This window comes from Methyloceanibacter sp. (assembly GCF_050726195.1).
Classification (GTDB): domain Bacteria; phylum Pseudomonadota; class Alphaproteobacteria; order Rhizobiales; family Methyloligellaceae; genus Methyloceanibacter.
Genome location: NZ_JBOHJC010000005.1, coordinates 1 through 23,245, shown reverse-complemented (window position 1 = coordinate 23,245; position 23,245 = coordinate 1). Strand labels below are relative to the sequence as shown.

The following is a 23,245-nucleotide window of genomic DNA, read 5'->3' as shown; positions in this document are numbered from 1 at the left end:
CGCCGCCCCTGTGCCACACTCTCTCCTCGCGCCACAAACGGGGAGGCACGATGACCTCCACAGAGGACCGTCTCGACAAGACAACGATCCTCGGCATGTTCGCCATGGGCGTGGCCGTTCTCGTGGTCGCCAACGACTTCACTGCGCTCTCCGTGGCGCTGCCCGCCATCGATCGAGCCTTCAACACGACCGTCAACACCTCGCAGTGGGTCATCAACGGCTATGCCATGGTGTTCGGCGTGTTCATCGTCACCGGCGGGCGGCTCGCCGACATGTTCGGCCGCCGGCGCATCTTCTTCATCGGCTGCGCCATCTTCGCCTTTTTTTCCGTGCTCGGCGGACTTGCCCCGAATGTGTGGATGCTGCTCGCGTGCCGCTTTCTCATGGGGATTGGCGGCGCCTTGATGTGGCCGGCCATCCTCGGCCTCACCTTCAGCCTGCTGCCTAAGAGCAAGGCCGGCCTCGCCGGCGGCCTCATCCTGGGCGCGGCGGGATTCGGCAACGCGGTCGGCCCGCTGCTGGGTGGCCTTCTCACCGATACGATCGGCTGGCGGTGGATTTTCTTCATCAATCTCCCGGTCGCGGTCGCAGGAGTCCTCGTCACGTATTTCGTCGTCCCTGCCGATTCGGCACAGGACGATCGCAAGGAGATCGACTATCTCGGCATGGCGGTGCTGACGATCGGGCTATTTTCCCTCCTGCTCGCGCTCGACCTCGGCACCCGCGTCGGCTGGACGAAGGCGCTCGTGATCGGGCTCTTCATCATGGCAGGCATCGCGCTCGCCAAGTTCGCTTTCGTCGAGCGCCGGGCCGGCGACCGGGCTCTCGTCCCCGACGACGTCATGAGAAGCAGGGGGTTTGCCGCAGCGAGCCTCGCCACGCTTCTCATGTCGGCGATTTTCTTCGCCGCGCTGCTCTATCTGCCGCAGTTCATGTCCAACGTGCTCAAGTTCAGCGCCGTGGGCTCCGGCGCCGGGCTCTTGCCGATGATGGGCACGTTCGCGGTGACGTCGTTCATCGCCGGCCGGCTCTATGCGCGGCTCGGCGCCAAGGTGAGCGTCACCAGCGGCGCGCTGTTCCTGGCCGCGGGCATGTTCCTCCTATCCAGGATCACGTCGACCACGACCTATGACGAGCTCATCCCCGGGATGGTCGTGCTCGGCATCGGCGTCGGCCTGTTCTACTCGTCCGTCACCACGGCGGCGATCACCTCGCTCGATCCGGCGCGGGCAAGTCTCGGGGGTGCCATCGTCTACATGTTCCAGATCGCCGGCGGCTCGATCGGGCTTGGCCTCAACACGGCGATCGTGGTCGGCGCGCCGTCACTGGCGGAAGGCATCCATTGGGCCTTCCTGGTCGACGCCATCTTGGCGGTCGTCGGCGCGGCGATCGCTCTCCTGTTCATCGGCGGCGTGCTCGACAGGGAGCGGCTCGCAGCGGCGTGGCCGCATCGCCATCGCGCGCATGCGTGACAGCGACTCCGGTCTGCCGGTGAAAGGAGAATGGTGCCGTAAGAGGGATTCGAATTCGAACCCCTTCGCAGGGACATTAGCGTAGGAGCTCGCCCGTCTTATTGTTCGACAATGGTGAGTTTGTATTGATTGCGCGCTCTCATTGCACGCTTCACCGCAATCTGGCGCCTCGATTGGCGGACCAGCGCCCTGAGGGTTTCAAGGGTTGCCTCGGGCGCAAGGCAGCCGACGATTACGGCCGAAAGCGCGCCCTCTGGCATCGCAAGGCGATGATTGTTCGTGACCAGAGTGTCCGGAACGTTCGCGGTTTCTTTCTCCTGCGCGATCAAGCGGTATTCACCCTCATAACTCCACGAGGTCGACTTTGTCAGAAGGACCGCCAGATTGTGCTCCTCCTCGTCTGCTGTCAGATCAAACAGGGGATAGGTTTGCCGGTACGAAACTTGGAGGGCCCCGCAAAACAGAGCATTGCGTGTCGCAAATTCGAGGCAAATTCCCGTGTGCCTAGCGGCATAATGCGCCCACATTAGCTCGCTGTCGGGCGAAGACCCGAGGCAGTAGACGCGGTATCTCTCGTGAATTGCAGATTCCAGTTCCGCCGTGAGTTCGATCGCCTTGTCGCGCAACAACGTCGGGTTCGAGCGAAAGAACTGTGATCTGCGGCAAATCTCGTCCTCGCTGATGTCAGGACGGTGCCGTCTAGTGATCGTCTCGTACCACTGGATATGGCGGTTCAGCCCGTCCGGGTCTGCCAGCTGATCGAGATCGAACCACGGTCGGCAGTCCCACGGATCGTTGAAGTCTGCGGGATTGGAAAAATAAAGAATGTGCTCCCCGATCAACTGGCTTAACCGCTCATGGTCGAAGGGCTGGTAGCGATACAGCAGCGGAAAGCCTGCGCTCGCGGCTGTAATCAATCGAAAGGTTGCAGGCGCTAGGGTTTCGTCGGACACAACAATTGACCTTTTGCCGGCCACGCGCTCTCATCTATGAACTCGAAGCGGAGCCCAACGGCCAACAGTGTTTATTCCGTCGCAAGGCCTTTGCTCGCTCGTTAGACATCCTCATGCGCCCGTCTAGTTATCGTTGAGTCCGAGCGGTGCGCGCGTGTGCAAGCGTTCCTTCCACGTTCCCTCGAGGCGGATGACGTCGGCGGCGTCCATGTCCGGCGCGAGTAGCTGGAGTATGCTGAAGCGAAAGTGCTTGGGGTCGCGCTCGCGCAGCAGGCAGTTCCCCCCGTGGCCAGTGGCGGCGTAGTTCAGCCACCTGCTGTGAAGATTCTCGGCGCCGTACGCGGACCCGACGTAACCCTTACCGTCCGACGAGTCGAAGATGTAGTAGATTGCGCGCCACTGCTCCAGCGCCGACTGCCACTTCACCGGCAGGACCTTCAGTTGCTCCCAGGGGAGCACGATCTCGCGCCAGTCGAGCATGTCGGTCACCAGCGCGCTGTCCTCGTGGATTGCCAGAACCGGGAAGTCGACCCCGGAGGCGCAGCGGCGCCAGTTTCGCTCAATCCCCGGCCAGCCGACGACGAGCCGACCCTTCCATTCCGCGTAGAAGTCGGCCTGCGCCAGCTTAAAGAAGAGAATCGACTGGCGGTCCTGGACCTTGGTCCACCCCCGCATACCGAAGCGGTCCCGCATCTCGACGTACTCCGGCACCTGCCAGAACTGCTCGAACGTCATCGGCGTCGAGCCGTCGACTCGGTAGAGGCCGACGAACAGGGCGCGGCCCGGCTCATGGCCGATGAACGACGCGACGTAGCTGGCCCTGGTCAGTGATGCCTGCACGCTGGGCCCGTGGGTGCTCTGGAAGGCGTTGAACAGGTGGTGGTGCTCTGCGGCTAGCCACGGAAGGACCCGGCGCAGCTGTGGCTCGTCGGGCCGGTGGCGGAGCACTACGACCCCTTCTGGATCGATGCCCTTGCCTGCGAGCAGGTCATTGAAATTCACTTCCCCACCCTCCCAGTGAGAACCTTAGACAATCGGCAGGGGCGATGCGAGTGGGCCGCAACCAGGGGGTTAAGCCAGGGGTTGATCTCGGCTCATTGTAAAATATCAAGAATTTGAGTGAGAAGGTGGTGCCGCAAGAGGGATTCGAACCCCGACCTACGCCCGAATGCGCCGCTCTACCAACTGAGTTACTGCGACCCTATCGCGGCCGGCCTCGGCTTCCACTCCTCGGCCAGCTTTTGCGCCTGGGCGATCTGCTCGGGGGTCATTTGCGAGGCGATGCGGTCACGATTGTTGGCCGCGTTGCTGCTGTCTTCCGGTTGAACCGACGACGCTGCGAGATTGAACCAAAAGTATGCCTGTACGGGATCCTGCGGGACGCCCTTTCCGGTGGCGTACAAGACGCCAAGATTGTTTTGGGCCTTAGCGTTTCCCTGCTCTGCCGCGCGGCGAAACCACTGCGCAGCCTCGGCATCGTTCGGCAGGACGCCGACGCCCTGCATGTACATGGTGCCGACATTGACCTGCGCGTCAGCCAGGCCCTGCTCTGCGGCAAGGCGATACCACTTCAGCGCTTCGGCGGCATTCTGCTGAACGCCAAAGCCCTCGGCATACATCAAGCCGACTGTCAGTTGGGCTGGGGCAACGCCAAGCTCCGCGATTGGTTCAAGCAAACGCAGAGCTGTCGCATAGTCACCGCGCTTGTAAGCGGCCGCGCCCTCTTCAAAATTCTTCTTCATCTCGGCCTGAGATGGTATCTCGGGCTCAGACGGTTTCTCGGTCTCAGATAGGTTCTCGACCTCAGATGGTTTCTCGACCTCGGATGCCTTCTCGGCCTCAGACGGCTTCTCGGCCTCAGCCGGTTTCTCGGCGTCAGACGCATCTTCCGCGTCGCAACCCATCACCATCAAGGCGAAAACAATAGCGGCAAGGATGCGGTACATTGCTGATCTCCCTCCAAGCGGCCCAAGCATAGCAGGCTGATTCCCGCTCAATGATTGGAGAAAAATGGTGCCGCAAGAGGGATTCGAACCCCCGACCTACGCATTACGAATGCGCCGCTCTACCGACTGAGCTATTGCGGCCCCGTACGCCACCTGAGGTGGCCGTTTCTGTGGCGCCGACCCTAGGCGGCGCGGGGTAAAGGAAGCCTTCGCGGCCAACGCTTAATGCCAATATTGGGGCGGCGCAAGCCGGACGCCAGGCCCCGTCCCTAGCGGATTTGGGCCGCGCGCAGGCGCTCCAGCGAGGTCGGGCTTTCGTCGGTCTCGGTCTGCGCCACCCCTGGATCGTCGGGCGGTCTCGCCGGCACGAACACGGCAGGCTTGGGCTTCGGCTCGACCGTCGGCACTGGCGCCGCCTCAACGCTCTTCGGCAGCTTCGCCTCATCCGGCTTCGTCTCGCGCGCGGCGGGCGTCACGTCGACCACGACGGCGGGCGCTTCCTTCTCCTCCGCATCCTTCTCGGCGGCGACCGCCTCTTCCGCCACCGGACGTTCCACGATCATCAGCGTGGCGTCGCCGCGGCCGATGGCGTCGACCGGCGCCTTCCACTCGAATGCGTCGACGGCGCCGGTGACCGGCGATACCGGCAGCCAGCGGTCCGACACGTAGCCATCGGCGATCCAGGCACGGTCGCGGGGAGCGCGCACCGCACGCGCCAGCCACTCGCGCTCGCGTCCCTTGTCGCCTTCGCCGGCTTCGATCTCGGCCATGAGCGCGCAGACGCGGGCCGGCGGCCGCGCCTCGAGATAGGGCGCCAGCGCGTCACGCGCCGCCTGCCACTCATGCGCCTCGATGGCGGCGACGGCGATGGCGATGGCACCCTCGATGTCGCCGGGGGTCGAGGCGGCGAGATATTCCACCCGCTTCAGCCGCTCGCGGGGCGAGAGCCCCGGCTTGGCGAAGGCGTAAGCCACGGCGAGGTCGGGATGAGGCGCGAGCTTCCAGGTCTTGGCGACGAGGCGGGAGGCGGCCCGCGCCTCGCCCTTCGAGGCAAGCACGCGCGCGGCGATTTCGGCCGCGGGGATCAGCGCCGGCGCAAGCCGGAGCGCCTCGTTGGCAAGGGCGAGCGCCTTGTCGGGTTTGAACGCCTCAACCTCGTGCGCCTCGGCGGTGAGCAGCACGGCACGGCGGCGATTGGCGGTGTCGGGGTCGACATGGCCGTTCAGCCGGGCGATGGCGAGGGTTTCGAGCGCGCCCTCCCAGTCGCCGGCGCGCGCCTGGAGGTCGAATAGCGCATTGACGCCCCAGGCTAGCTTCGGATCGCGCTTCACCGCCTGCTCGGCCAAGGTGCGCGCCGCGTCGGTGTCGTCGCCGCGCTGGGCTTCGAGGAACAGGCCGCGCACGCCGAGGAGCTGCGTCTCCGGCCGGTCGAGCATGCCCTCGAAGGCGCGGCGCGCAGCGGCGCGGTCGCCCTTGAGCTGAGCGGCTTGCGCTCGTAGCAGCGCCGTCAGCGGCTCGCGCGGCAAATTGCGTCCGGCGATGCCAGCGTAGCGCTGGGCGAGCGCGCGGTCGCCGACACCGATGGCAAGAAGTCCGCGCGACAGCGCATCGTACCCTTGCTGCCGCCGCCGCTCGCGGACATAGGCGGCGACCACCGCGGGCCGCGTCCACAGGTAACGCGCGAGCCACACCGCGAGCAGCAGAAGCGCGACGAGCGCGATGACCGCGAGCGTGCCGACGAAGGCGCTGGTGACGACCTGATAGCCGAGCCACTCGACGGTGATCGTGCCCGGCCGGTCGGCGAGCCAGGCGAGCCCCAACGCGGCCGCCACGACGACGAAGACGAAAAGGAGAATGCGAACCATCGTCTATTCTTGTCCGTCGGTTTCGGCGGCGCCGGGCGATGCGTCCGTCTCGCTCAACGACACGAGCAGGATGTTCTCGAGCCGCTGCAAGGTTTCCTCGGCGGCGAGCCGGGCGCGCGCCTGATCGAGCCAGGTCGCGAACGACGCGGCCTGCGCGTCGCGAAGCGTCTCGACCTCCTTGACCGTGGCGGCGAGGTCGCCTTCCTCGAGGAACGCCTCGGCGCGCGCGAGCACGGCGTCGGGCGCATCGCCTTCGGCCTCCGCGTCCACGCGCCTGACTTTGACCAGGGACTCCGCGCTCGCCAGCAAGCGATCGAGAATCGATCCGCCGGGATCGGGCGCGGACGATACGAGGCTCGCGTCCTTCGCCACTTTGAACGAGCGCGCAAGCTCAGGAACTGTCGGGATGCCGACGTCGTCGTAGTCGAGCAGCGCGCCGAGGTCGCCGGCCCCCGGCGAAAGGGCCGCCAAGGTGGAAAGCTCGGCGGCGTAAGGCCGCCCTTCGCTCACGGCCGCCCGCAAGTTGGCGAAAGCAATCGCGAGCGTGGCGGTTCTCGTCTCTTCGGCGTCCTGATCGACGGCATCGAGCAAAGCGGGGATCGTCGATTCGAGCTTGGCGAGCCGCTCATCGAGCACGGCGATCTCCGGCAGGAGACGGCTCGCGTCGGCCGAACCGAACTCGGCCTCGGCTAGCGCCTTCAACTTGGCGTCGACCGCGGCGATCTCTTTCTTCAAGGTTTCGAGGGCGGCGGCATTCGCCGATTTCGCCTCGCCGAGCGCGGTGTCGATCTTCTCGTCGAGCCGCCGCTCGGCCTCGCCGATCTGCTGGTCGATGGCGGCCGCTTCAGCGACGGAGCCACCGTCCTTCGCCGCCTCCGCCAGCGATTTGAGGCTCGCTTCGAGCTGGCCGACGCGATCGGCGAGGGCCGCTACCTCGGCCGGCGTCTCCGGCGTCTTGTCCTCGAGACCGGCGAGGCGCGCTTCGAGCTTGGCTAAGGCTTCGTCGTCGCCCTGCGGCAGCGGCACCGCTTCGAGCTTCGCGATGCGATCTTCGAGGGCCGCCACATCCGGGCCTTGCGGCGTTTCGCTGAGGGGCAGCCATACCCAGGCAACGGCAAGGATCGCCGCCGCAACCAGGCCGCCGGCGATGCCTGCCGCAAGATGGCTGAGGACGCTCCCCGTCCGGCTAGTCCGAGGCGGCTCTTTGGCGGCCTCCGGCTCGGGCTCGCCCGCCTTACCCGCCGCTGCGGACAATGCCGGGGGTTCCTTCTCGGTAGGGGCTTCGTCCTTGGTGGAAGCAGCCTCGTCGGCGGGCGCCTTGTGCGGCACCTCGGTCGCGGTGCCCTCGATGGTGGGCGCCGGACGCTTGCCCGCCTTGCCGGGACCGCTGCCCTTTTTGTCGAAGGAGCCGGCCATCACCTCATCGCCCTTACGTCCAGAGAATCGCGCCGTTCACGAAGATGGCGCGCCGGAGTCCAGGAGCGCAAGGACATCTTCCTCGCGCGGATGCGCCGGGACGCGGACGTCGAAGCCCAACGGCGCCACCGCCTCTGCTACCGCCTGCGACAGGCAATAGCAAACGGGACTCTTGGCTTGCGTTACCGCCCCTTGACCTTGAAGGAGGCGAGCGAAGGTCTTGGCGGTCCGCGGCGACAGGAGGATGACGCCACCCATGGCGCCGTTGGCCAGGTCTTCCAGCACGTTGCCGGGAAGCTCGGGCAGAGGATGGGTGCGGTAAAGCACCACGATCCGGACGTCGAACCCCTCTTCCTCTAGCACCGGCTTCAAGTCGAAGGCCAAGGCCTCGCCCGCGAGGTGCACGAGCGCGCCCTTCTCGGGGTGGACCTCCCGGCGGATCAGAGGCGCGAGCCCGGCAGCGGTCCCCGGGCCAATGGTCACCTCGGCGAAGCCGAGCGCCTTGGCTTCGCGCGCCGTGGTCTCGCCCACGGCGAACAGCGGCAGCGCGATCGCTTCATCGAGAGCGTCATGTGCGGCGAGCGCGCGCAGCGCGTTGCGGCTCGTCACGATCAGCGCTTGCGCGCCTTCGAGGCTAAAGTCGACGTCCGGCAGGAACTCGATCTCAAGCAACGGCGCGAGCACAGGGTCATGGCCGCGCGCGGCGAGCGCCTCCGCTTCGTGGCGCGCATCAGGCTCAGGTCTGGTTACGAGCACGCGCATCAGTTCAAACTGGCAAGGAAGTTGGGGCCCGCACGGGCGAGCAGGTCTTGGCCGGCCTCGGCGCCAAGCTGCCTCGCCTCCTCCGCCGCGCCGGTCATCTCGACAGCGTGCCATTCTGCGCCGTCGGGCGTGAGGATCAAGCCGCGAAAATTGAGGCGTCCACCCTCGATCTCGGCGAGCCCGGCGATAGGTGTGCGGCACGAGCCGTCGAGGCGGCCGAGAAAAGCACGCTCGCAGGCGACGGCGGTTGCCGAAACGGGATCGTTCAGCACAGTCAGTTGCGCTCTCGTTTCCACATCGTCCTCGCGACTCAAAATGGCGATGGCGCCCTGCCCCACCGCCGGCAGCATCTCGTCGGTCGAGAGAACCGACGTCGCATGCGACGCAAGACCGAGACGATCGAGACCCGCCATGGCAAGCAAGGTCGCATCGGCGGCGCCCTCGTTGAGCTTTCGCAGCCGCGTCTCGACATTGCCGCGGAAGTCGACGACGCGAAGGTCCGGCCGCAGCCGCTTGACTTGCGCGCCGCGACGCAACGATGAGGTGCCAACGGCGGCGGCCCGCGGAAGTTCCATGATGGAGGATGCCTTCGGGCTGATGAAGGCGTCGCGCACATCGGCGCGCGGCAGCACCGCAGCAATGCACAGCGCGTCAGGTAGCGCGGTCGGCAGATCCTTCATCGAGTGTACGGCGAGCGCGACCTCCCCGCGCAGCAACGCCTCGTCGATCTCCTTGGTGAACAGGCCCTTGCCGCCGAAGTCGCGCAGCGGCTTGTCGGCGATGCGGTCTCCAGAGGTCGTGATGACGCGAAGCTCGACATCGGCGCCCCCTTGCGCCTCCAGGAGACGCGCCGCTACGTGCCGCGCCTGCCAGAGTGCAAGCGGGCTTCCGCGCGTGCCGATGAGGAGCTGACGGGGCAAAGGCGGAACTCCTTGAGTTCGCTGGGCGAAACGCGCCAGAGTGCAAACGCATTAATGGCCCCTTTCGGTCCCCCCTTCAACGAATCCCCGTAGCCGCCTATGACAACCCATGCCTAAGCGCGAGAAAAGCGCCCCCTTCACCGTGCTCGGCATCGAGACGAGCTGCGATGAGACCGCAGCCTCCGTCGTGCGCCGCCACGCGGACGGGCGCGGGGAAATTCTGTCCAACGTCGTGCGCGCACAGCTCGATCTGCATGCGGCCTATGGCGGCGTCGTGCCCGAGATCGCCGCGCGCGCCCATGTGGACTTGCTCGATGCGGCGATCAAACAGGCGATGACCGAGGCCGGCGTCGGCTTCGACGCGCTCGAGGCCGTCGCCGCGGCGGCCGGGCCGGGTCTGATCGGCGGCCTGATCGTCGGCGTCACCACGGCCAAGGCGATCGGGCTCGGGCTCGGCGTATCGTTCATCGCGGTCAACCATCTCGAAGCGCATGCGCTGAGCGCAGGCCTCACCGACGGCTTGAGGTTCCCCTATCTCCTGCTCCTCGTCTCGGGCGGCCACACGCAGCTCCTCATCGTTAAGGAGGTGGGCGACTACGAGCGGCTCGGCACTACGCTAGACGATGCGCTCGGCGAAGCGTTCGACAAGGCGGCGAAGCTGCTCGGGCTTCCCTATCCTGGCGGCCCGGAGGTGGAGCGGCGCGCGGCCAAGGGGCGTGCCACCGTCAAGTTGCCGCGACCGATGCTCGGGCGGCCGGAGCCGCACTTCTCGCTCGCGGGCCTGAAGACCGCGCTGCGGCATGCGGCGCTGGAGCGGGCGCCGCTCAGCGAGCAGACAATCGCCGATCTCTGCGCCAGCTTTCAGGAGGCGGTGGCCGACGTCGTGAGCGACCGGACCGCACGCGCGATGGAGATCTACGAGGCGCGGCTTGGGCCGGGGGCGCAAAAAGCCCTTGTGGTGGCGGGCGGCGTCGCCGCCAACCGGCGGCTCAAGGTGGCGCTAGAGAAGGTCGCAAGCGCGCACGGATTCCGGCTCGTGGTGCCGCCGGCCGAGCTCTGCACCGACAACGCGGCGATGATCGCCTGGGCGGGGGCGGAACGGCTCGCCCGCGGTTTCACCGACGATCTCGGCGCGCCGGCGCGGGCCCGCTGGCCGCTCGATCCTGACGCGCCGCCCGCGCTCGGCGCCGGCGTCAAGGCGTGAGCATCGCCGCCACTTCCTGTATGAATATTGCGGGCAAGCAGGGAGCCCGGGGATGGCACTGCAAACGGTCGGCATTATCGGCGCGGGCGCGTGGGGCACGGCACTCGCCGTCGTCGCGCGCCGCGCCGGCCGCGACGTGCTGATCTGGGCGCACGAGCCTGAGACCATCGCCGCCATCAACGAGACGCATCGCAACGATCTGTTCCTGCCGGGGGTCCCGCTCGATCCGGCCATCGAGGCGACGGGCCGCTTCAACGAGGTCGCCACTTGCGACCTGCTGCTGATGGTGACACCGGCGCAGCACCTGCGAGCGATTGCCGGCGAGCTTGCCCCTTACGTGCGCGAAGGTCAGCCCCTGATCCTCTGCTCCAAGGGCATCGAGCAATCGACCGGCAGACTGATGTCGCAAGTGGCGGCAGGCCCGTTGCCCACGGCGGAGATCGCAGTGCTATCGGGCCCCTCCTTTGCCGCGGAGGTGGCAAAGGGCCTTCCTGCTGCGGTGACCTTGGCCACTACCGACGAGACGCTCGGCGAGGCGATCAGCCACGCGCTCAGTCACTCGCCGTTCCGCTGCTATTGGAGCGGCGACGTGATCGGCGCGGAGATCGGCGGGGCGGTGAAGAACGTCTACGCCATCGCCGCGGGCATCGTCGCCGGCAAGGCGCTCGGCGCCAGCGCCCACGCAGCGCTCGTGACCCGCGGCTTCGCAGAGATGGCGCGGTTCGGGGTCTCGCTCGGGGCGCGGCTCGAAACCCTGACCGGCCTCTCCGGACTCGGCGATCTCGTGCTCACCTGCGGCAGCAAGCAGTCGCGCAACATGTCGCTCGGCATTGCGCTCGGCCAAGGACATAGCGTCGAGGAGGCGCTGAAGGGGCGGCTCACGGTGACCGAGGGCGTGCCCACCGCCACCGCCATGGTCGAGATGGCGGCGGCGCGCGGTATCGACATGCCTATTGCGCAAGCCGTGCATGCCGTGGTCTCGGGCCTAGCTACAGTCGACGAGGCGATCGAGGCGTTGCTTGCCCGGCCCCTCCGCGCCGAGATGTGATGACCATGGACAGCCGCAAGGTGCCGCAATAGCCTCACCGCCAGGGGGGACGCCGATGTTGTTTGCGTTGATCTGCACGGACAAGCCGGACAGTCTTTCCGTCCGCAAGGCACACCGCCCGGACCACCTCGCTTATCTCGACAGTCTCGGCGACGCGCTCGTGTTCGCCGGCCCGTTCACCGAGGAGGACGGCCAGACCATGAACGGCAGCCTGATCGTCATCGAGGCACCATCGCTTCAAGTCGCGCGCGAGATCGCCGGCCGCGACCCGTTCACCCACGCAGGCCTGTTTGCCTCGGTCGACATCCGCCCGTGGCTCTGGGTCATCGACAACACCGAAGAGGACGACGAGGAAGAGTGACTGACCGCCATGGCCTACTGGCTGATGAAATCGGAGCCCGAGACCTGGTCGTGGGCCCAGCAGAAGAAGGCGGGCAAGAAGGGCGCCGAATGGGACAGCGTGCGCAACTTCCAGGCACGCAACAATATGCGCGCGATGAAAAAGGGCGACCTCGCTTTGTTCTATCACACCGGCGAGGAGAAGGCCTGCGTCGGCATCGTCAAGGTGGTGAAGGAGGCGCATCCCGACTCGACCGACGGCACCGGCCAATGGGAGTGCGTCGACGTGGCGGCGGTCGCCGACCTGCCCCGCCCGGTGACCCTCGCCGAGATCAAGGCCACGCCGCAACTCAAGGACATGGTGCTGGTCAGGCGCGCGCGCCTCTCGGTGCAGCCGGTGACGGCGGTGGAGTGGCGCAAAATCTGCGCGATGGGCGGCCTCGCCGATCCACCAAGAGCTTAGTGCCCTTGGGCCGCCTCCTGGGGTAAAGTCGCACTCGCGCTCGTGAACCAAGGGGGAGGTCGCCATGAGCTTTTCGGGGGTCAACTACTTTGCGGTCATCATCGCCGCCCTGGCCGCGTTCGGGCTCGGCGCGGTCTGGTACATGGTCCTCTCCAGGCCGTGGATGAAGGCCGTCGGCAAGACAGAGGCCGAGCTCACCCGCGACGCGGGGCCATCGAAGGCGCTGCCCTTCATCATCTCAATCATCGCGCTGTTCGTCATGGCCTGGATGCTGGCCGGGCTGATGGGCCATCTCGGCCAGGTGTCGGTGCGGGGCGGGCTGATCAGCGGGCTGTTCGTCTGGGTCGGCTTCGTGATCACCACCATGGGGGTTAACCACGTGTTCGCCGGCGCCAAGCCGGCGCTGACCCTGATCGACGGCGGGTATTGGCTCGCCGTGTTGCTCATTCAAGGCGCGGTAATCGGCGCATTCGGGGTATAGGCGAAAGGACGATGCCGGGGGAGCTTCCCGCCAAAAGGTCGCCGGGTCATACTGCGCATAATAAGCGCGCGTTGCGTAGGGAGGAACGGACAAATGTCCGAGCACAAGACGTACAAAGTCGAGTCGGTGAAGGTTCCGAAGAAATGGAAAGAGCGCGCCTATATCGACAAGGATAAGTACGAAAAACTCTACGAAAAGAGCATCGCCAAGCCAGACAAGTTCTGGGGCAAGGAAGGCAAGCGCCTCGACTGGATCAAGCCCTATACGCGCGTCAAGGACACCTCGTTCGATCCGCCCAGCGTGTCGATCAAATGGTTCGAGGACGGCACGCTCAATGTCGCGGCGAACTGCATCGACCGCCATCTCAAGAAGCGGGGCAAGCAGACCGCCATCATCTTCGAGCCCGACGATCCGGCGACGCCGGCGCGGCACATCACCTATCGCGAGCTCTACGAGAATGTGTGCCGCATCGCCAACGTGCTGAAGGCACAAGGCGTCAAGAAGGGCGACCGGGTCACCATCTACCTGCCGATGATCCCGGAGATCGCCTACGCCATGCTCGCCTGCGCGCGCATCGGCGCGATCCACTCTGTAGTATTCGGCGGCTTCTCGCCGGATTCGCTCGCCGGCCGTATCGCCGACTGCAAATCGAGCCTGGTCATCACCGCCGACGAGGGCCTGCGCGGCGGCCGCAAGATTCCCCTCAAAGCCAACACCGACCAGGCGCTTGCCAAGGTGTCAGGTGTGAATAAGGTTCTCGTGGTGAAGCACACCGGCGGCAATGTGCCGTGGATGCCGGGACGCGACATCTGGCTCGACGAAGAGCTCGCCAAGGTTTCCGCGGACTGCCCGCCCGCAGAGATGAACGCGGAGGACCCGCTGTTCATCCTCTACACGTCGGGCTCGACGGGTCAGCCTAAGGGCGTGCTGCACACCTCAGGCGGCTATCTGGTCTACGCCGCGATGACCCATCAATACGTGTTCGACTATCACGACGGCGACATCTTCTGGTGCACGGCGGATGTCGGCTGGGTCACCGGCCACAGCTATATCGTCTATGGTCCGCTCGCCAATGGCGCCACCACGTTGATGTTCGAAGGCGTGCCCAACTTTCCCGACGCCGGCCGCTTCTGGCAGGTGGTCGACAAACATAAGGTCAACATCTTCTACACGGCGCCGACAGCAATCCGCGCGCTGATGGGCGCCGGCGACCAATTCGTGAAAGGCTCGAGCCGGAAGTCGCTCAAGCTGCTCGGCACCGTGGGCGAGCCGATCAATCCCGAAGCGTGGGAGTGGTACTATCATGTGATCGGCGAAGGCCGCTGCCCCATCGTCGACACGTGGTGGCAGACCGAGACCGGCGGCATTCTCATCACGCCGCTGCCTGGCGCGACCAAGCTGAAGCCGGGCTCGGCGACTTTGCCGTTCTTCGGCGTGCAGCCCGCGCTCGTCGATGCCGAGGGCAATCTCCTCGAAGGCGAGGCCACTGGCAATCTCGTCATCCTCGATGCCTGGCCCGGCATGATGCGCACGGTCTATGGCGACCATCAGCGCTTCGTCGAGACCTACTTCATGGCCTACAAGGGCAAGTACTTCACCGGCGACGGCTGCCGCCGCGACGCGGACGGCTACTACTGGATCACCGGCCGGGTCGACGACGTGATCAACGTTTCGGGCCACCGCATGGGCACGGCGGAGGTCGAATCCGCACTCGTCGCCCACCCCAAGGTTTCCGAGGCGGCCGTGGTCGGCTATCCCCACGATCTCAAGGGCCAAGGCATCTATTGCTACGTCACCTTGATGGCGGGAGAGCAGGGCTCGGACGCGCTCAAGAAGGAGCTGCGCGACTGGGTGCGCAACGAGATCGGGCCGATCGCTTCGCCAGACCAAATCCAGTTCGCGCCAGGCTTGCCGAAAACGAGATCTGGCAAGATCATGCGCCGAATCTTGCGCAAGATCGCCGAGGACGATTTCGGAAATCTCGGTGACACATCGACACTCGCCGATCCCGGCGTCGTCTCGGATCTCGTGGAGAACCGCCAGAACCGCAGATCGGCCTGATCGGCAGCGGGGCGCAAAGTGAGCTTTTGGGGGGAGGGAAGCGGATGTCGTGGCTGATGCGGATTCTGGTGGGGCTAGGGATTGCGCTCGCGCTCCTCATCGTCATCGTGCTGGTGATCGGCAACTGGGGGACGGGCGGGCCGGAGACCCAGGCGCTGTCCATGACCGTCGGCGGCCGCACCGTCACGGTGGCCGGCCACTATAAAAACATCACGCAGGAATCCTTGACCGACGGCGTCAAGGTCATGGTCGACGGCCACGAGATCAACGTCTCGCCCGACCAACTCACCGTCGACGGCAAGATCCAGGTGATCGAGCCGGACCAAGACGTCATGGTCTACGTGAGCAAGGACGGCAAGGTCCAGGTGAAGGTGGTGCAGAGCGGCGAAGGGGCCTCCGAAGAGGCCCCCGAGGAACCCTAGCCCGCCATGATGCGGGTGAAGTAGGCCAGCAGCGTGTTCCACGCGTCCTTGGTGTCGCGGTCGAAGTCCTTCTCCAGCGAGCGCTCCAAGGTCCATACCAGCGCGCGGGACATGGTGCGGTAGTGGCGCGCCCTGATGCCGAGCTGGCGGTGGCGCGCGCCGAGAAGCTTCAAGGTCGGCGCCAGTCCATCCTCATGCCCGAGCGAGATCATGGCGAGCTTGGCGCCGGAGGCGAATTTGCGCGCCTGCACCTCGACTGGGCCCGCGAACTTCTTGCGCAAGGTCGGATCGAGGCGGAACAGCTTCAAGAAAAAGAGCTGGGCGACGAGATCGAGCGCCGGCTCGACTCGGAGGAAGCTCAGGCGGATGAGGCGCTTCTGCTCCGCCGTGAGATGGGTCTCGGCGGAGGGCACGCTGCGGGCCCGGCGCGATCTGGGTTTGGCGACGGCGGTGGCTTGAAGGGCGGCTGACATGGCGGGCAACTCCTCGAACGCTAGATGCGAGGCAGCATGGAGGCGAGCCGTTGACGAACCGTTAAGGTAAGCGCCACCTTAAGGCTGAGGTCGCGGCTAAAGCAGGAAGTCGCCCGCTCCGAGCGTGCCGACCTTCACCAGGATTTCGAAGTCGGCCTTGCCGTCGCCGTTTACGTCGCCTTGGACGATGACCTTGGAGCCCCGGTCGTCGTAGCGGAGCTCGCCCTTCCGGTCGTTGAAATCGTCTCTGCCGATGAACTTGAAGGCGTTGTTGCCGGAGACGCCCTTCTTTGCGTCGATGCCGCTGAGGTCGATGTGGTCCTGCCCGCGTGTGAAATCCTGGATCGTGTCGCGCTTCTGACCGCCGGGCCGCGACTGGGAAAGCGCGTTGAAGTCGAACAGGTCGCTGCCTGGGGCGCCGGTAAGAAAGTCTCTGCCGCTCCCGCCGGTGAGCACATCGTCGCCGGCGCCGCCGTTCAGCCTGTCCGAGCCATGGCCGCCGATCAGCAAATCATCGCCGCCGAGCCCGGCGATGGTATCGTTGCCGCCTCGGCCGTTGATGATGTCGCCAAGCTCGCTCGGCAGCAGCTGTCCAGGGGCGGAGTTCAAGGCATTGATGATGTCGTTCCCCGCCGTGCCGTTGATGGTTAGGCCGGTGGTATCGACCCGGAACACGCTGACGCCGTCGTCGGCCGAGCCGGCCACGGTCAAAAACGTGTTGCCGCCGACCACGGACGTGGTGAGGTGGAACGCATTATCCAGCTCCAAGTCCGGGGAGAGGCTGTCGTCTATACTCGCCATGTGCACGAGGCTGCCGTCGGCGGCGACGGCGAATACACTCACGCCGTCATCGAGCGCTCCCGCTGCGAACAGATAGGTCGTGCCCGCGATTTCGGCGGTCGCCAGGCTGAAGACGAAATCGAGCTCGAGCGCCGCATCGTCCCCAACATTGTCGACATTGGTCAAGGTGCCGTTGGCCGAGACTTCGAATACGCTGATGCCATTGTCGTCGCTTCCGGCAGCGAACAGAAATGTCCTGCCCCCGACGACCGCCGTCGTGACCGCTGCTGCGCCTTCAAGCTCCCGCTCAACATTGTCAACGACAGTGTCGGTATTGTCGCTGAGGTCGAAGTCAACGTCGGTGATATCGAACACGCTCACGACATTGTTGACTCTTGCGGCCGTGAACAGGAAGGGCGTGCCGTCAACCGTGGCCGTATGAATCGACCGTACATCATCCTCGAACCGATAGTTTCCTCCCAATCCGCCGATGGGTGTTAGCTCACCGCTCGCAGAGACCGAGAAGGCCGTGACGCCGTCCTCGGTACCGCCCGCGTATAGAATGGTGTCGTCCCCGATCACCGCCGTGGCGAGCGCCTGCACGCCCTGGAGGAAAACGGTGCCGCCGGAATCGGGCTCGTTATGGACATTGGTCAGGCTGCCATCGTTGGCGACGGAGAAGACGCTGATGCCCTGATCCGCGCCTCCCGCCACGAACAGAAAGGTCTCGGCGCCGATCACCGCAATGGTCGGAGCTCCGGCGCCATTGAGTTCAAGATTGGGATTCTGGTCGTCATCGACATTGAACACATTCGTCAGAGTGCCGCCGGCGTCGAGGCTGAACACGCTGACCCCATCGTCAACCGAGCCGGTGACAAAAACATAGGTCGTGCCGCCCACCACGCCCGAGGTCACGCCGAAGGGGAAGGCGAGGTTTAGAGTTGCGTCGTCAGCGACATTGTCGGTGTTGACGAGCGTGACGGTCATGGCGTCCTCCATGCAGAACCGATCATTGGAGGTAAGCCCAAGCGCATCGGGGACATCACTGACAAGTCACAGATCGGTGTGATGCGCGCGAGGTGCGGCACGCTGGGGCTCACGCACAGGTCACAGATTGGTGTCAGGCCCGCGAGGTGTGGGGCCCTAGCGGAAGCGGGGAGGGATGGGAGTCCGCGGTGGTCGCTTCGAAACTTCACCCTCTCCCACACCTGCCTGCGCGAAGCCGAAGCGCCTCATCCCCGACCAATGTCCCGTGCCAGGGCTTCGCTTCGGCGAAGGCAGGAGGGGAGAGGGGATGCGTCTCCTCGGCTGATCTTGTGGCGTGGGGCAACGCTTCCAACATATTGAGGGGCCGGCGCTTTGGAGCCGCCGGCGAGCTTGGAGGAGGCCATGAGCTATTTCCGTACCGCGATCCTGCTTGCGGCGCTGACAGCGCTGTTCATGGGTATCGGATTTATCATCGGCGGCCAGGGCGGCATGATCGTCGCGTTCCTCGTGGCGGCAGGTATGAACCTGTTCACCTATTGGAACTCCGACAAGATGGTGTTGCGCATGTATGGCGCGCGCGAAGTGGACGCGCGCTCGGCGCCGGAGCTGCACGACATGGTGCGGCAGCTCGCGCACAACGCGGGGCTGCCGATGCCTAAGGTCTACATCATGGAGAACCCGCAGCCGAACGCGTTCGCCACCGGGCGCAATCCTAAGAACGCCGCGGTCGCCGTCACCACCGGGCTGATGAACACGGTGAGCCCCGAAGAGCTCGCCGGCGTGATCGCGCACGAGCTCGCGCACATCAAGAACCACGACACCTTGCTGATGACGGTGACCGCCACCATCGCCGGCGCCATTTCCATGCTCGCCAACTTCGCGATGTTCTTCGGCGGGAGCCGCGACAACCAGGGCATCGGCTTTCTCGGCACGATCGCGCTCGTGATCCTCGGGCCGCTCGCGGCGGGCCTCGTGCAGATGGCGATCAGCCGCACGCGCGAGTACGAGGCCGATCGCGGCGGCGCGGAGATCAGCGGCCAGCCGCTGTGGCTCGCGTCCGCGCTGCAGAAGATCGCCGGCGCGGCGCACCGCATCCCCAACATGACGGCAGAGCGCAATCCCGCCTCGGCGCATCTCTTCATCGTCAACCCGCTGTCCGGCGCGCGCATCGACAATCTGTTCTCGACCCATCCCAATGTGGAGAACCGGGTGGCGCGGCTCGCCGACATGGCGAAGGCGATGGGCGAGACCGGCGGCGCACCTCGCATGAGTACCGAGGCAGCGGGCCCGTGGTCCGGCGGTGAGCGCCGCGCAACGCGCGGCCCTTGGGGCTAAGCCTTAAGGCGAAGCGCCTGGGCTCCGTTCCGCACTGCTGCTAAACCCATGACCATGACTCCGCCCAAAGGCGCGCCCCGCGCGTTGTCGCCGACCCGCGACCACCAAGTCGGACTGCCGGCGCGGCGCGCTGCCGCGAGCCTGCTCGACGCCGTGCTGCAGAAAAGGCAGCCGCTCGACGACGTACTCGCGCGCGCCCGCGATCGCGGCTATATGTTCGACCTGCCGGTGCGCGACCGGGCGTTCGCCCGCGCCATTGTCGGCGCGAGTCTTCGGCGCCGCGGGCAGATCGACCAGGTGCTCACTACGTTTCTCGAACGCGGTCTCCCGGCGAAGTCGGGCTCGCTCTACGCGATCCTCCTCTCGGGCGCGGCGCAGCTCCTGTTCCTCGAGACGCCGCCGCATGCGGCGATCGATCTTGCCGTGCGCCTCGCCCAATGGGACCCGCGGGCGCAGCGCTACGACAAGCTCGTCAACGCCGTGCTGCGGCGGGTGGCGGAGAAGGGCGGAGCAATCGCCGCAGCGCTCGACGCGACGCGAGTCAACACGCCGGACTGGCTATGGTCGCGCTGGGTGCAGTCATGGGGCGAGGAGCGAACGCACGCCATCGCCGCAGCGCATCTTATCGAGCCGCCGCTCGACCTCACGGTGAAGTCCGACCCGGCGCTATGGGCCGAGCGGCTCTCGGGCCGCGTGCTGCCGACGGGGGGCGTCCGCCTCCTGCCCAAGGGGCGCATCGAGGAGCTTCCCGGCTTCGCCGAGGGCGCGTGGTTCGTGCAGGACGCCGCCGCGTCGCTGCCGGCGCAGCTGCTCGGCGATGTCGCAGGGAAGCGCGTGGCCGACCTCTGCGCGGCGCCGGGCGGCAAGACGGCGCAGCTCGTGCTGGCCGGCGCGTCGACTGTCGCCGTCGACATGTCGAGGACCCGTCTTGGACGGCTCGGGGAGAATTTTGAACGTCTCGGACTCAAGGTTGACACCGTCCAAGCGGACGCGACCACCTGGCAGCCGGACGAGCGTTTCGACGCCATCCTGCTCGACGCGCCCTGCTCGTCGACCGGCACGATCAGGCGCCATCCCGACATTCCCTACCTCAAGTCGGACAAGGACATCGCTGAGCTGGTGGCGCTCCAGACCCGGCTGCTCGCCCATGCGGTCACCCTGCTCAAGCCTGGCGGCAACCTCGTCTACTCGACCTGCTCGCTCGAACCCGAAGAGGGCGAGGCCCAGATCGCCGCGCTCATGGCTCGAAATTCCGCCATTCACCTCGATTCCATCCGGCCCGACGAGCCGTTCGGCGGCACGGAATGGGCGAAAAATTCCGGCTGCATCCGCACCTTCCCCTTCGATCTCCAGCTCGGCACGCCGGAATGGAGCGGCATGGACGGGTTTTTCGTGGCCAGGCTTAAGCTCGCCGGTTAACGATTATCCGCATGCCACTTGCCCCCGGGCCGCCCGTGCCCGAAAATGCCCCGGCAGGAGCACGACGCGGCGGGGAAGCCTGCGCCATCTGAGATGCGCGGGTTTTGGCTGGAGAATGACCCAAATGGCGGCTGATCAGGCCTTCGAGCGCGGATCACGCGTTCAAGAGGTACATCTTGGCGGCCCGAGCCCGCTCCGCCGCTTCATGCTGTCGAGCATGGCGAGCATCAGCTATCCGGGCAGCCAGGCCGAGCAGCTCCTGCTTGCGCCGCAGGAACTTCGGACCGCCGATCCCTCCTTCGCCACCGAGGTCTATAACGGCCATTTCGGTCTCGCCGGCAAGCTCGCCGAGCTTGGCGCGCAGTCGCCGTTCGAGATCGCCCCGCCGTCAGCCAACTGGGCGCGCGAGCTTTACGGCTTCGGCTGGCTCAGGCATTTGCGCGCCGCCGACAGCGAGTTGTCGCGCGAGCAGGCCAAGGCGCTGGTCCACGACTTCATCAGGCTGCGCCGCTCCATCCACGGCCTTGCCTGGCAGCCAGAGATCGTCGCCCGCAGGGTGATCTCCTGGCTCTCCAACTCGGTGCTCATTCTCGACACGGGGGAACCCGAGGCCTACGAGCAGTTCCTCAAGGCGCTGACGACGCAGCTCCGCTACCTGTCAGCGAGTTACCGCGACACACCCGACGGCGTGCCGCGCCTCCTCACCCTCATGGCGCTGCTCTATGCCGGGCTCTGCATCGCCGAGCAGCAGGCCGTGGTCGACCGTTACACGCGGCCCTTCTGCAAGGAACTCGAGCGCCAGATCCTCCCCGACGGCGGGCATATCTCGCGCAATCCGGAGGCCCTGATCGAACTTCTGCTCGACCTCCTGCCGCTCCGCCAATGCTTCGTGGCGCGCGACCGGCCGCCGCCCAAGGAACTCGCCGACGCCATCGACCGCATCATGCCCATGCTGCGTTTCTTCCGGCTCGGCGACGGCACCATGTCCCGGTTCAACGGCGCCGGCCCGACGCCGACCGACGCGCTTGCCACGGTGCTCGCCTATGACGACATCGAAGGCGCGCCGGTCAGGAGCGCCGCCAATTCCGGCTATGTGCGGGTCGAGTGCGGCACGACGCTCATCGTCTGCGATCTCGGGCCGCCGCCCGTCGCCGCGCTCACCACCCAGGCGCATGCGGGGTTTCTGTCCTTCGAGATGAGCTCCGGCAACGCGCCGCTGATCATCAATTGCGGCGCGCCGTCCGCCGACCATGACGAATGGCGGCTGTTCGCCCGCTCCACCCCCGCGCACTCCACCTTGAGCCTCGAGGACGACTCGCTCGCCGAGTTCAGCGGTATGACCAACGGCAGCCAGCCGCCCTCCGACGCCCAGCTGATTGGACCGGTCAATCCGCAAGGTGCGTTCTCGGACCAGGGCGACATGCTCCGCATCAAAGGCTCGCACGACGGCTATATGGGCCGCTACGGCGTGAGCCATTCGCGACAGATCCTGATCGCGCCGTCGGGCAACCTCCTGTCCGCCGAGGACAAGCTCACGGCGCCGCGGGGCTTGAAGAGCCCCGACGCGTTGATCGCCGGGTCCTACGCCATCCGCTTCCATCTCCACCCGAGCGTGAAGGCGCAGATCGTGGGCGAAGGCAACGCCGTGACCTTGATCCTTCGGAACGGCGAGACGTGGCGGCTCTCGTCCAACGCCGAGCAGACCGCCATCGAGGACAGCGCGCTGCTTGCCGATCAGCGCGGGCCGCGAGCCACGTCGCAAGTGGTGTTGAGCGGCATGATGGGAGAGGCCCGCGAGGTGCGCATCGTGTGGAACCTCGAAAAGACCGGCGATGAGGCCGCGCACCCGCTGGTCGATCCAAACGACGCCGGCCCGGAAGTCGCCTAGCCTTATGGAAGACAGAAAGATCGCCCGTGCGCTGCTCTCGGTCAGCGACAAGACGGGCCTTGCCGAATTCGCGGCTGGCCTCGCCCGGCTCGGGGTCGAGTTGGTGTCGACCGGCGGCACCGCCAAGCTCCTGCGTGATGCGGGACTCAAAGTGGCTGACGTCGCGGAGATCACCGGAAGCCCAGAGATGATGGACGGGCGGGTGAAGACCCTGCACCCGCGCATCCATGGTGGGTTGCTCGCCGTGCGCGGCAATAAGAGCCACGAGCAGGCGCTCAAGGATCACGCCATCCCGCCGATCGACCTTCTCGTGGTCAACCTCTACCCGTTCGAGGCGACGGTCGCGGGCGGCGCCGACTACGACACCTCAATCGAGAATATCGACATCGGCGGTCCGGCGATGATCCGCGCAGCGGCGAAGAACCACGAGAGCGTCACCGTCGTCGTCGATCCCGCCGACTATGCCGCCGTGCTCGCCGAAATGGCGGGGAACGGCGGCGCAACCACCCTCCCCTTGCGGCAAAAGCTCGCCGCCAAGGCCTATGCCCGCACCAGCGCCTATGACGCGGCCATCGCATCGTGGTTCGCCGAGACGCTTGGCGAGACAGCGCCACCGATCCGGGTCATCGCCGGGAGGCAAGGCCAGGCGCTCCGCTATGGCGAAAACCCGCATCAATGGGCCGCGTTCTACCGCACCGGCGAGCAGCGCGCGGGCGTCGCCACCGCGCTTCAGGTGCAGGGCAAGGAGCTGTCCTACAACAATCTCAACGACACCGACGCAGCCTACGAGCTGGTCGCCGAGTTCGATCCTAAGAAGTCGGCCGCCGTCGCCATCATCAAGCACGCCAATCCATGCGGTGTGGCCATCGCGCCCACCTTGCGGGAGGCTTACGAGAAGGCGTTCGCCTGCGACCAGGTGAGCGCGTTCGGCGGCATCGTGGCCCTGAACCGCCCCCTCGACGCCGAGGCGGCGCGCGAGATGGTCAAGATCTTCACCGAGGTGATCATCGC

At 66.1% G+C, this 23,245-nt stretch carries 21 protein-coding genes and 1 tRNA gene; 12 read left to right on the top strand and 10 right to left on the bottom strand.

All coding sequences use genetic code 11. The annotated features are described in order from the left end of the window. The first annotated feature begins 50 nt into the window (after positions 1-50). Entirely contained in the window at positions 51-1,472 is a 1,422-nt protein-coding gene (locus tag ACRECX_RS04740) for an MFS transporter (protein ID WP_431557667.1), read from the top strand. Positions 1,473-1,570: 98 nt separating this feature from the next. Here ACRECX_RS04740 and ACRECX_RS04735 read toward each other — a convergent pair whose 3' ends face one another. The 8 genes from ACRECX_RS04735 to hemC form a co-directional block, all read right to left on the bottom strand. After that, positions 1,571-2,449, bottom strand: coding sequence for a DUF2971 domain-containing protein (locus ACRECX_RS04735; protein WP_431557666.1), 879 nt, complete (start codon positions 2,447-2,449; stop codon positions 1,571-1,573). 99 nt (positions 2,450-2,548) lie between these two features. Then, positions 2,549-3,427 (bottom strand): GIY-YIG nuclease family protein, encoded by an 879-nt coding sequence (locus tag ACRECX_RS04730; protein ID WP_431557665.1) that lies wholly within the window; start codon positions 3,425-3,427, stop codon positions 2,549-2,551. 188 nt (positions 3,428-3,615) lie between these two features. Continuing rightward, a complete protein-coding gene (locus ACRECX_RS04725) occupies positions 3,616-4,371 on the bottom strand; it encodes a hypothetical protein (RefSeq protein WP_431557664.1) in 756 nt (251 codons plus the stop codon). 65 nt (positions 4,372-4,436) lie between these two features. After that, positions 4,437-4,512 (bottom strand) — tRNA-Thr (locus ACRECX_RS04720). Between the two features lie 128 nt (positions 4,513-4,640). Further along, positions 4,641-6,236, bottom strand: coding sequence for a heme biosynthesis HemY N-terminal domain-containing protein (locus ACRECX_RS04715; RefSeq protein ID WP_431557663.1), 1,596 nt, complete (start codon positions 6,234-6,236; stop codon positions 4,641-4,643). Between the two features lie 3 nt (positions 6,237-6,239). Further along, on the bottom strand, positions 6,240-7,652 hold the full coding sequence (locus ACRECX_RS04710; RefSeq protein WP_431557662.1) for a mitofilin family membrane protein: 1,413 nt from the start codon (positions 7,650-7,652) through the stop codon (positions 6,240-6,242). A gap of 36 nt (positions 7,653-7,688) precedes the next feature. Beyond that, on the bottom strand, positions 7,689-8,408 hold the full coding sequence (locus tag ACRECX_RS04705; RefSeq protein WP_431557661.1) for a uroporphyrinogen-III synthase: 720 nt from the start codon (positions 8,406-8,408) through the stop codon (positions 7,689-7,691). Between the two features lie 5 nt (positions 8,409-8,413). Next, positions 8,414-9,334: a hydroxymethylbilane synthase gene (hemC, locus tag ACRECX_RS04700; RefSeq protein ID WP_431557660.1), complete on the bottom strand. Its 921-nt coding sequence runs from the start codon at positions 9,332-9,334 to the stop codon at positions 8,414-8,416. A gap of 109 nt (positions 9,335-9,443) precedes the next feature. On the opposite strand from hemC, the gene tsaD reads away from it, so the two are divergent. The 7 genes from tsaD (at position 9,444) to ACRECX_RS04665 (ending at position 15,352) form a co-directional block, all read left to right on the top strand. Further along, on the top strand, positions 9,444-10,538 hold the full coding sequence (gene tsaD, locus ACRECX_RS04695) for a tRNA (adenosine(37)-N6)-threonylcarbamoyltransferase complex transferase subunit TsaD (protein ID WP_431557659.1): 1,095 nt from the start codon (positions 9,444-9,446) through the stop codon (positions 10,536-10,538). A 52-nt stretch (positions 10,539-10,590) separates the two neighbouring features. Further along, the gene (locus tag ACRECX_RS04690; protein WP_431557658.1) at positions 10,591-11,586 is read left to right on the top strand and encodes an NAD(P)H-dependent glycerol-3-phosphate dehydrogenase; all 996 of its coding nucleotides are present in this window, start codon (positions 10,591-10,593) and stop codon (positions 11,584-11,586) included. Between the two features lie 55 nt (positions 11,587-11,641). Then, on the top strand, positions 11,642-11,947 hold the full coding sequence (locus ACRECX_RS04685) for a YciI family protein (RefSeq protein WP_431557657.1): 306 nt from the start codon (positions 11,642-11,644) through the stop codon (positions 11,945-11,947). Positions 11,948-11,956: 9 nt separating this feature from the next. Then, positions 11,957-12,388: an EVE domain-containing protein gene (locus ACRECX_RS04680; RefSeq protein WP_431557656.1), complete on the top strand. Its 432-nt coding sequence runs from the start codon at positions 11,957-11,959 to the stop codon at positions 12,386-12,388. 64 nt (positions 12,389-12,452) lie between these two features. Beyond that, positions 12,453-12,869: a DUF1761 domain-containing protein gene (locus tag ACRECX_RS04675; RefSeq protein WP_431557655.1), complete on the top strand. Its 417-nt coding sequence runs from the start codon at positions 12,453-12,455 to the stop codon at positions 12,867-12,869. Positions 12,870-12,962: 93 nt separating this feature from the next. Then, positions 12,963-14,930: an acetate--CoA ligase gene (gene acs, locus ACRECX_RS04670; protein ID WP_431557654.1), complete on the top strand. Its 1,968-nt coding sequence runs from the start codon at positions 12,963-12,965 to the stop codon at positions 14,928-14,930. A 44-nt stretch (positions 14,931-14,974) separates the two neighbouring features. Further along, a complete protein-coding gene (locus tag ACRECX_RS04665) occupies positions 14,975-15,352 on the top strand; it encodes a hypothetical protein (RefSeq protein WP_431557653.1) in 378 nt (125 codons plus the stop codon). On the opposite strand, the gene ACRECX_RS04660 is transcribed toward ACRECX_RS04665, so the two are convergent. Continuing rightward, positions 15,349-15,825 carry a globin domain-containing protein gene (locus ACRECX_RS04660; RefSeq protein WP_431557652.1) on the bottom strand — a complete coding sequence of 159 codons (477 nt, stop codon included), beginning with the start codon at positions 15,823-15,825 and terminating at the stop codon, positions 15,349-15,351. The two genes, ACRECX_RS04665 and ACRECX_RS04660, sit on opposite strands and share 4 nt — an antisense overlap. Before the next feature lie 96 nt (positions 15,826-15,921). Continuing rightward, complete coding sequence (locus tag ACRECX_RS04655; RefSeq protein WP_431557651.1) at positions 15,922-17,592, bottom strand: M10 family metallopeptidase C-terminal domain-containing protein; 1,671 nt, start codon at positions 17,590-17,592, stop codon at positions 15,922-15,924. A 402-nt stretch (positions 17,593-17,994) separates the two neighbouring features. Between ACRECX_RS04655 and htpX the strand changes: the two genes are divergently transcribed. From htpX to purH, 4 genes are all read left to right on the top strand, one after another. Beyond that, complete coding sequence (gene htpX / locus ACRECX_RS04650; RefSeq protein ID WP_431557650.1) at positions 17,995-18,927, top strand: zinc metalloprotease HtpX; 933 nt, start codon at positions 17,995-17,997, stop codon at positions 18,925-18,927. Between the two features lie 54 nt (positions 18,928-18,981). Then, positions 18,982-20,346: a 16S rRNA (cytosine(967)-C(5))-methyltransferase RsmB gene (gene rsmB / locus ACRECX_RS04645; RefSeq protein ID WP_431557826.1), complete on the top strand. Its 1,365-nt coding sequence runs from the start codon at positions 18,982-18,984 to the stop codon at positions 20,344-20,346. A gap of 124 nt (positions 20,347-20,470) precedes the next feature. Next, entirely contained in the window at positions 20,471-22,234 is a 1,764-nt protein-coding gene (locus tag ACRECX_RS04640) for a heparinase II/III family protein (protein WP_431557649.1), read from the top strand. A gap of 4 nt (positions 22,235-22,238) precedes the next feature. Then, positions 22,239-23,245: bifunctional phosphoribosylaminoimidazolecarboxamide formyltransferase/IMP cyclohydrolase (purH, locus tag ACRECX_RS04635; protein WP_431557648.1), on the top strand; the 1,007-nt coding region annotated here is incomplete at its 3' end.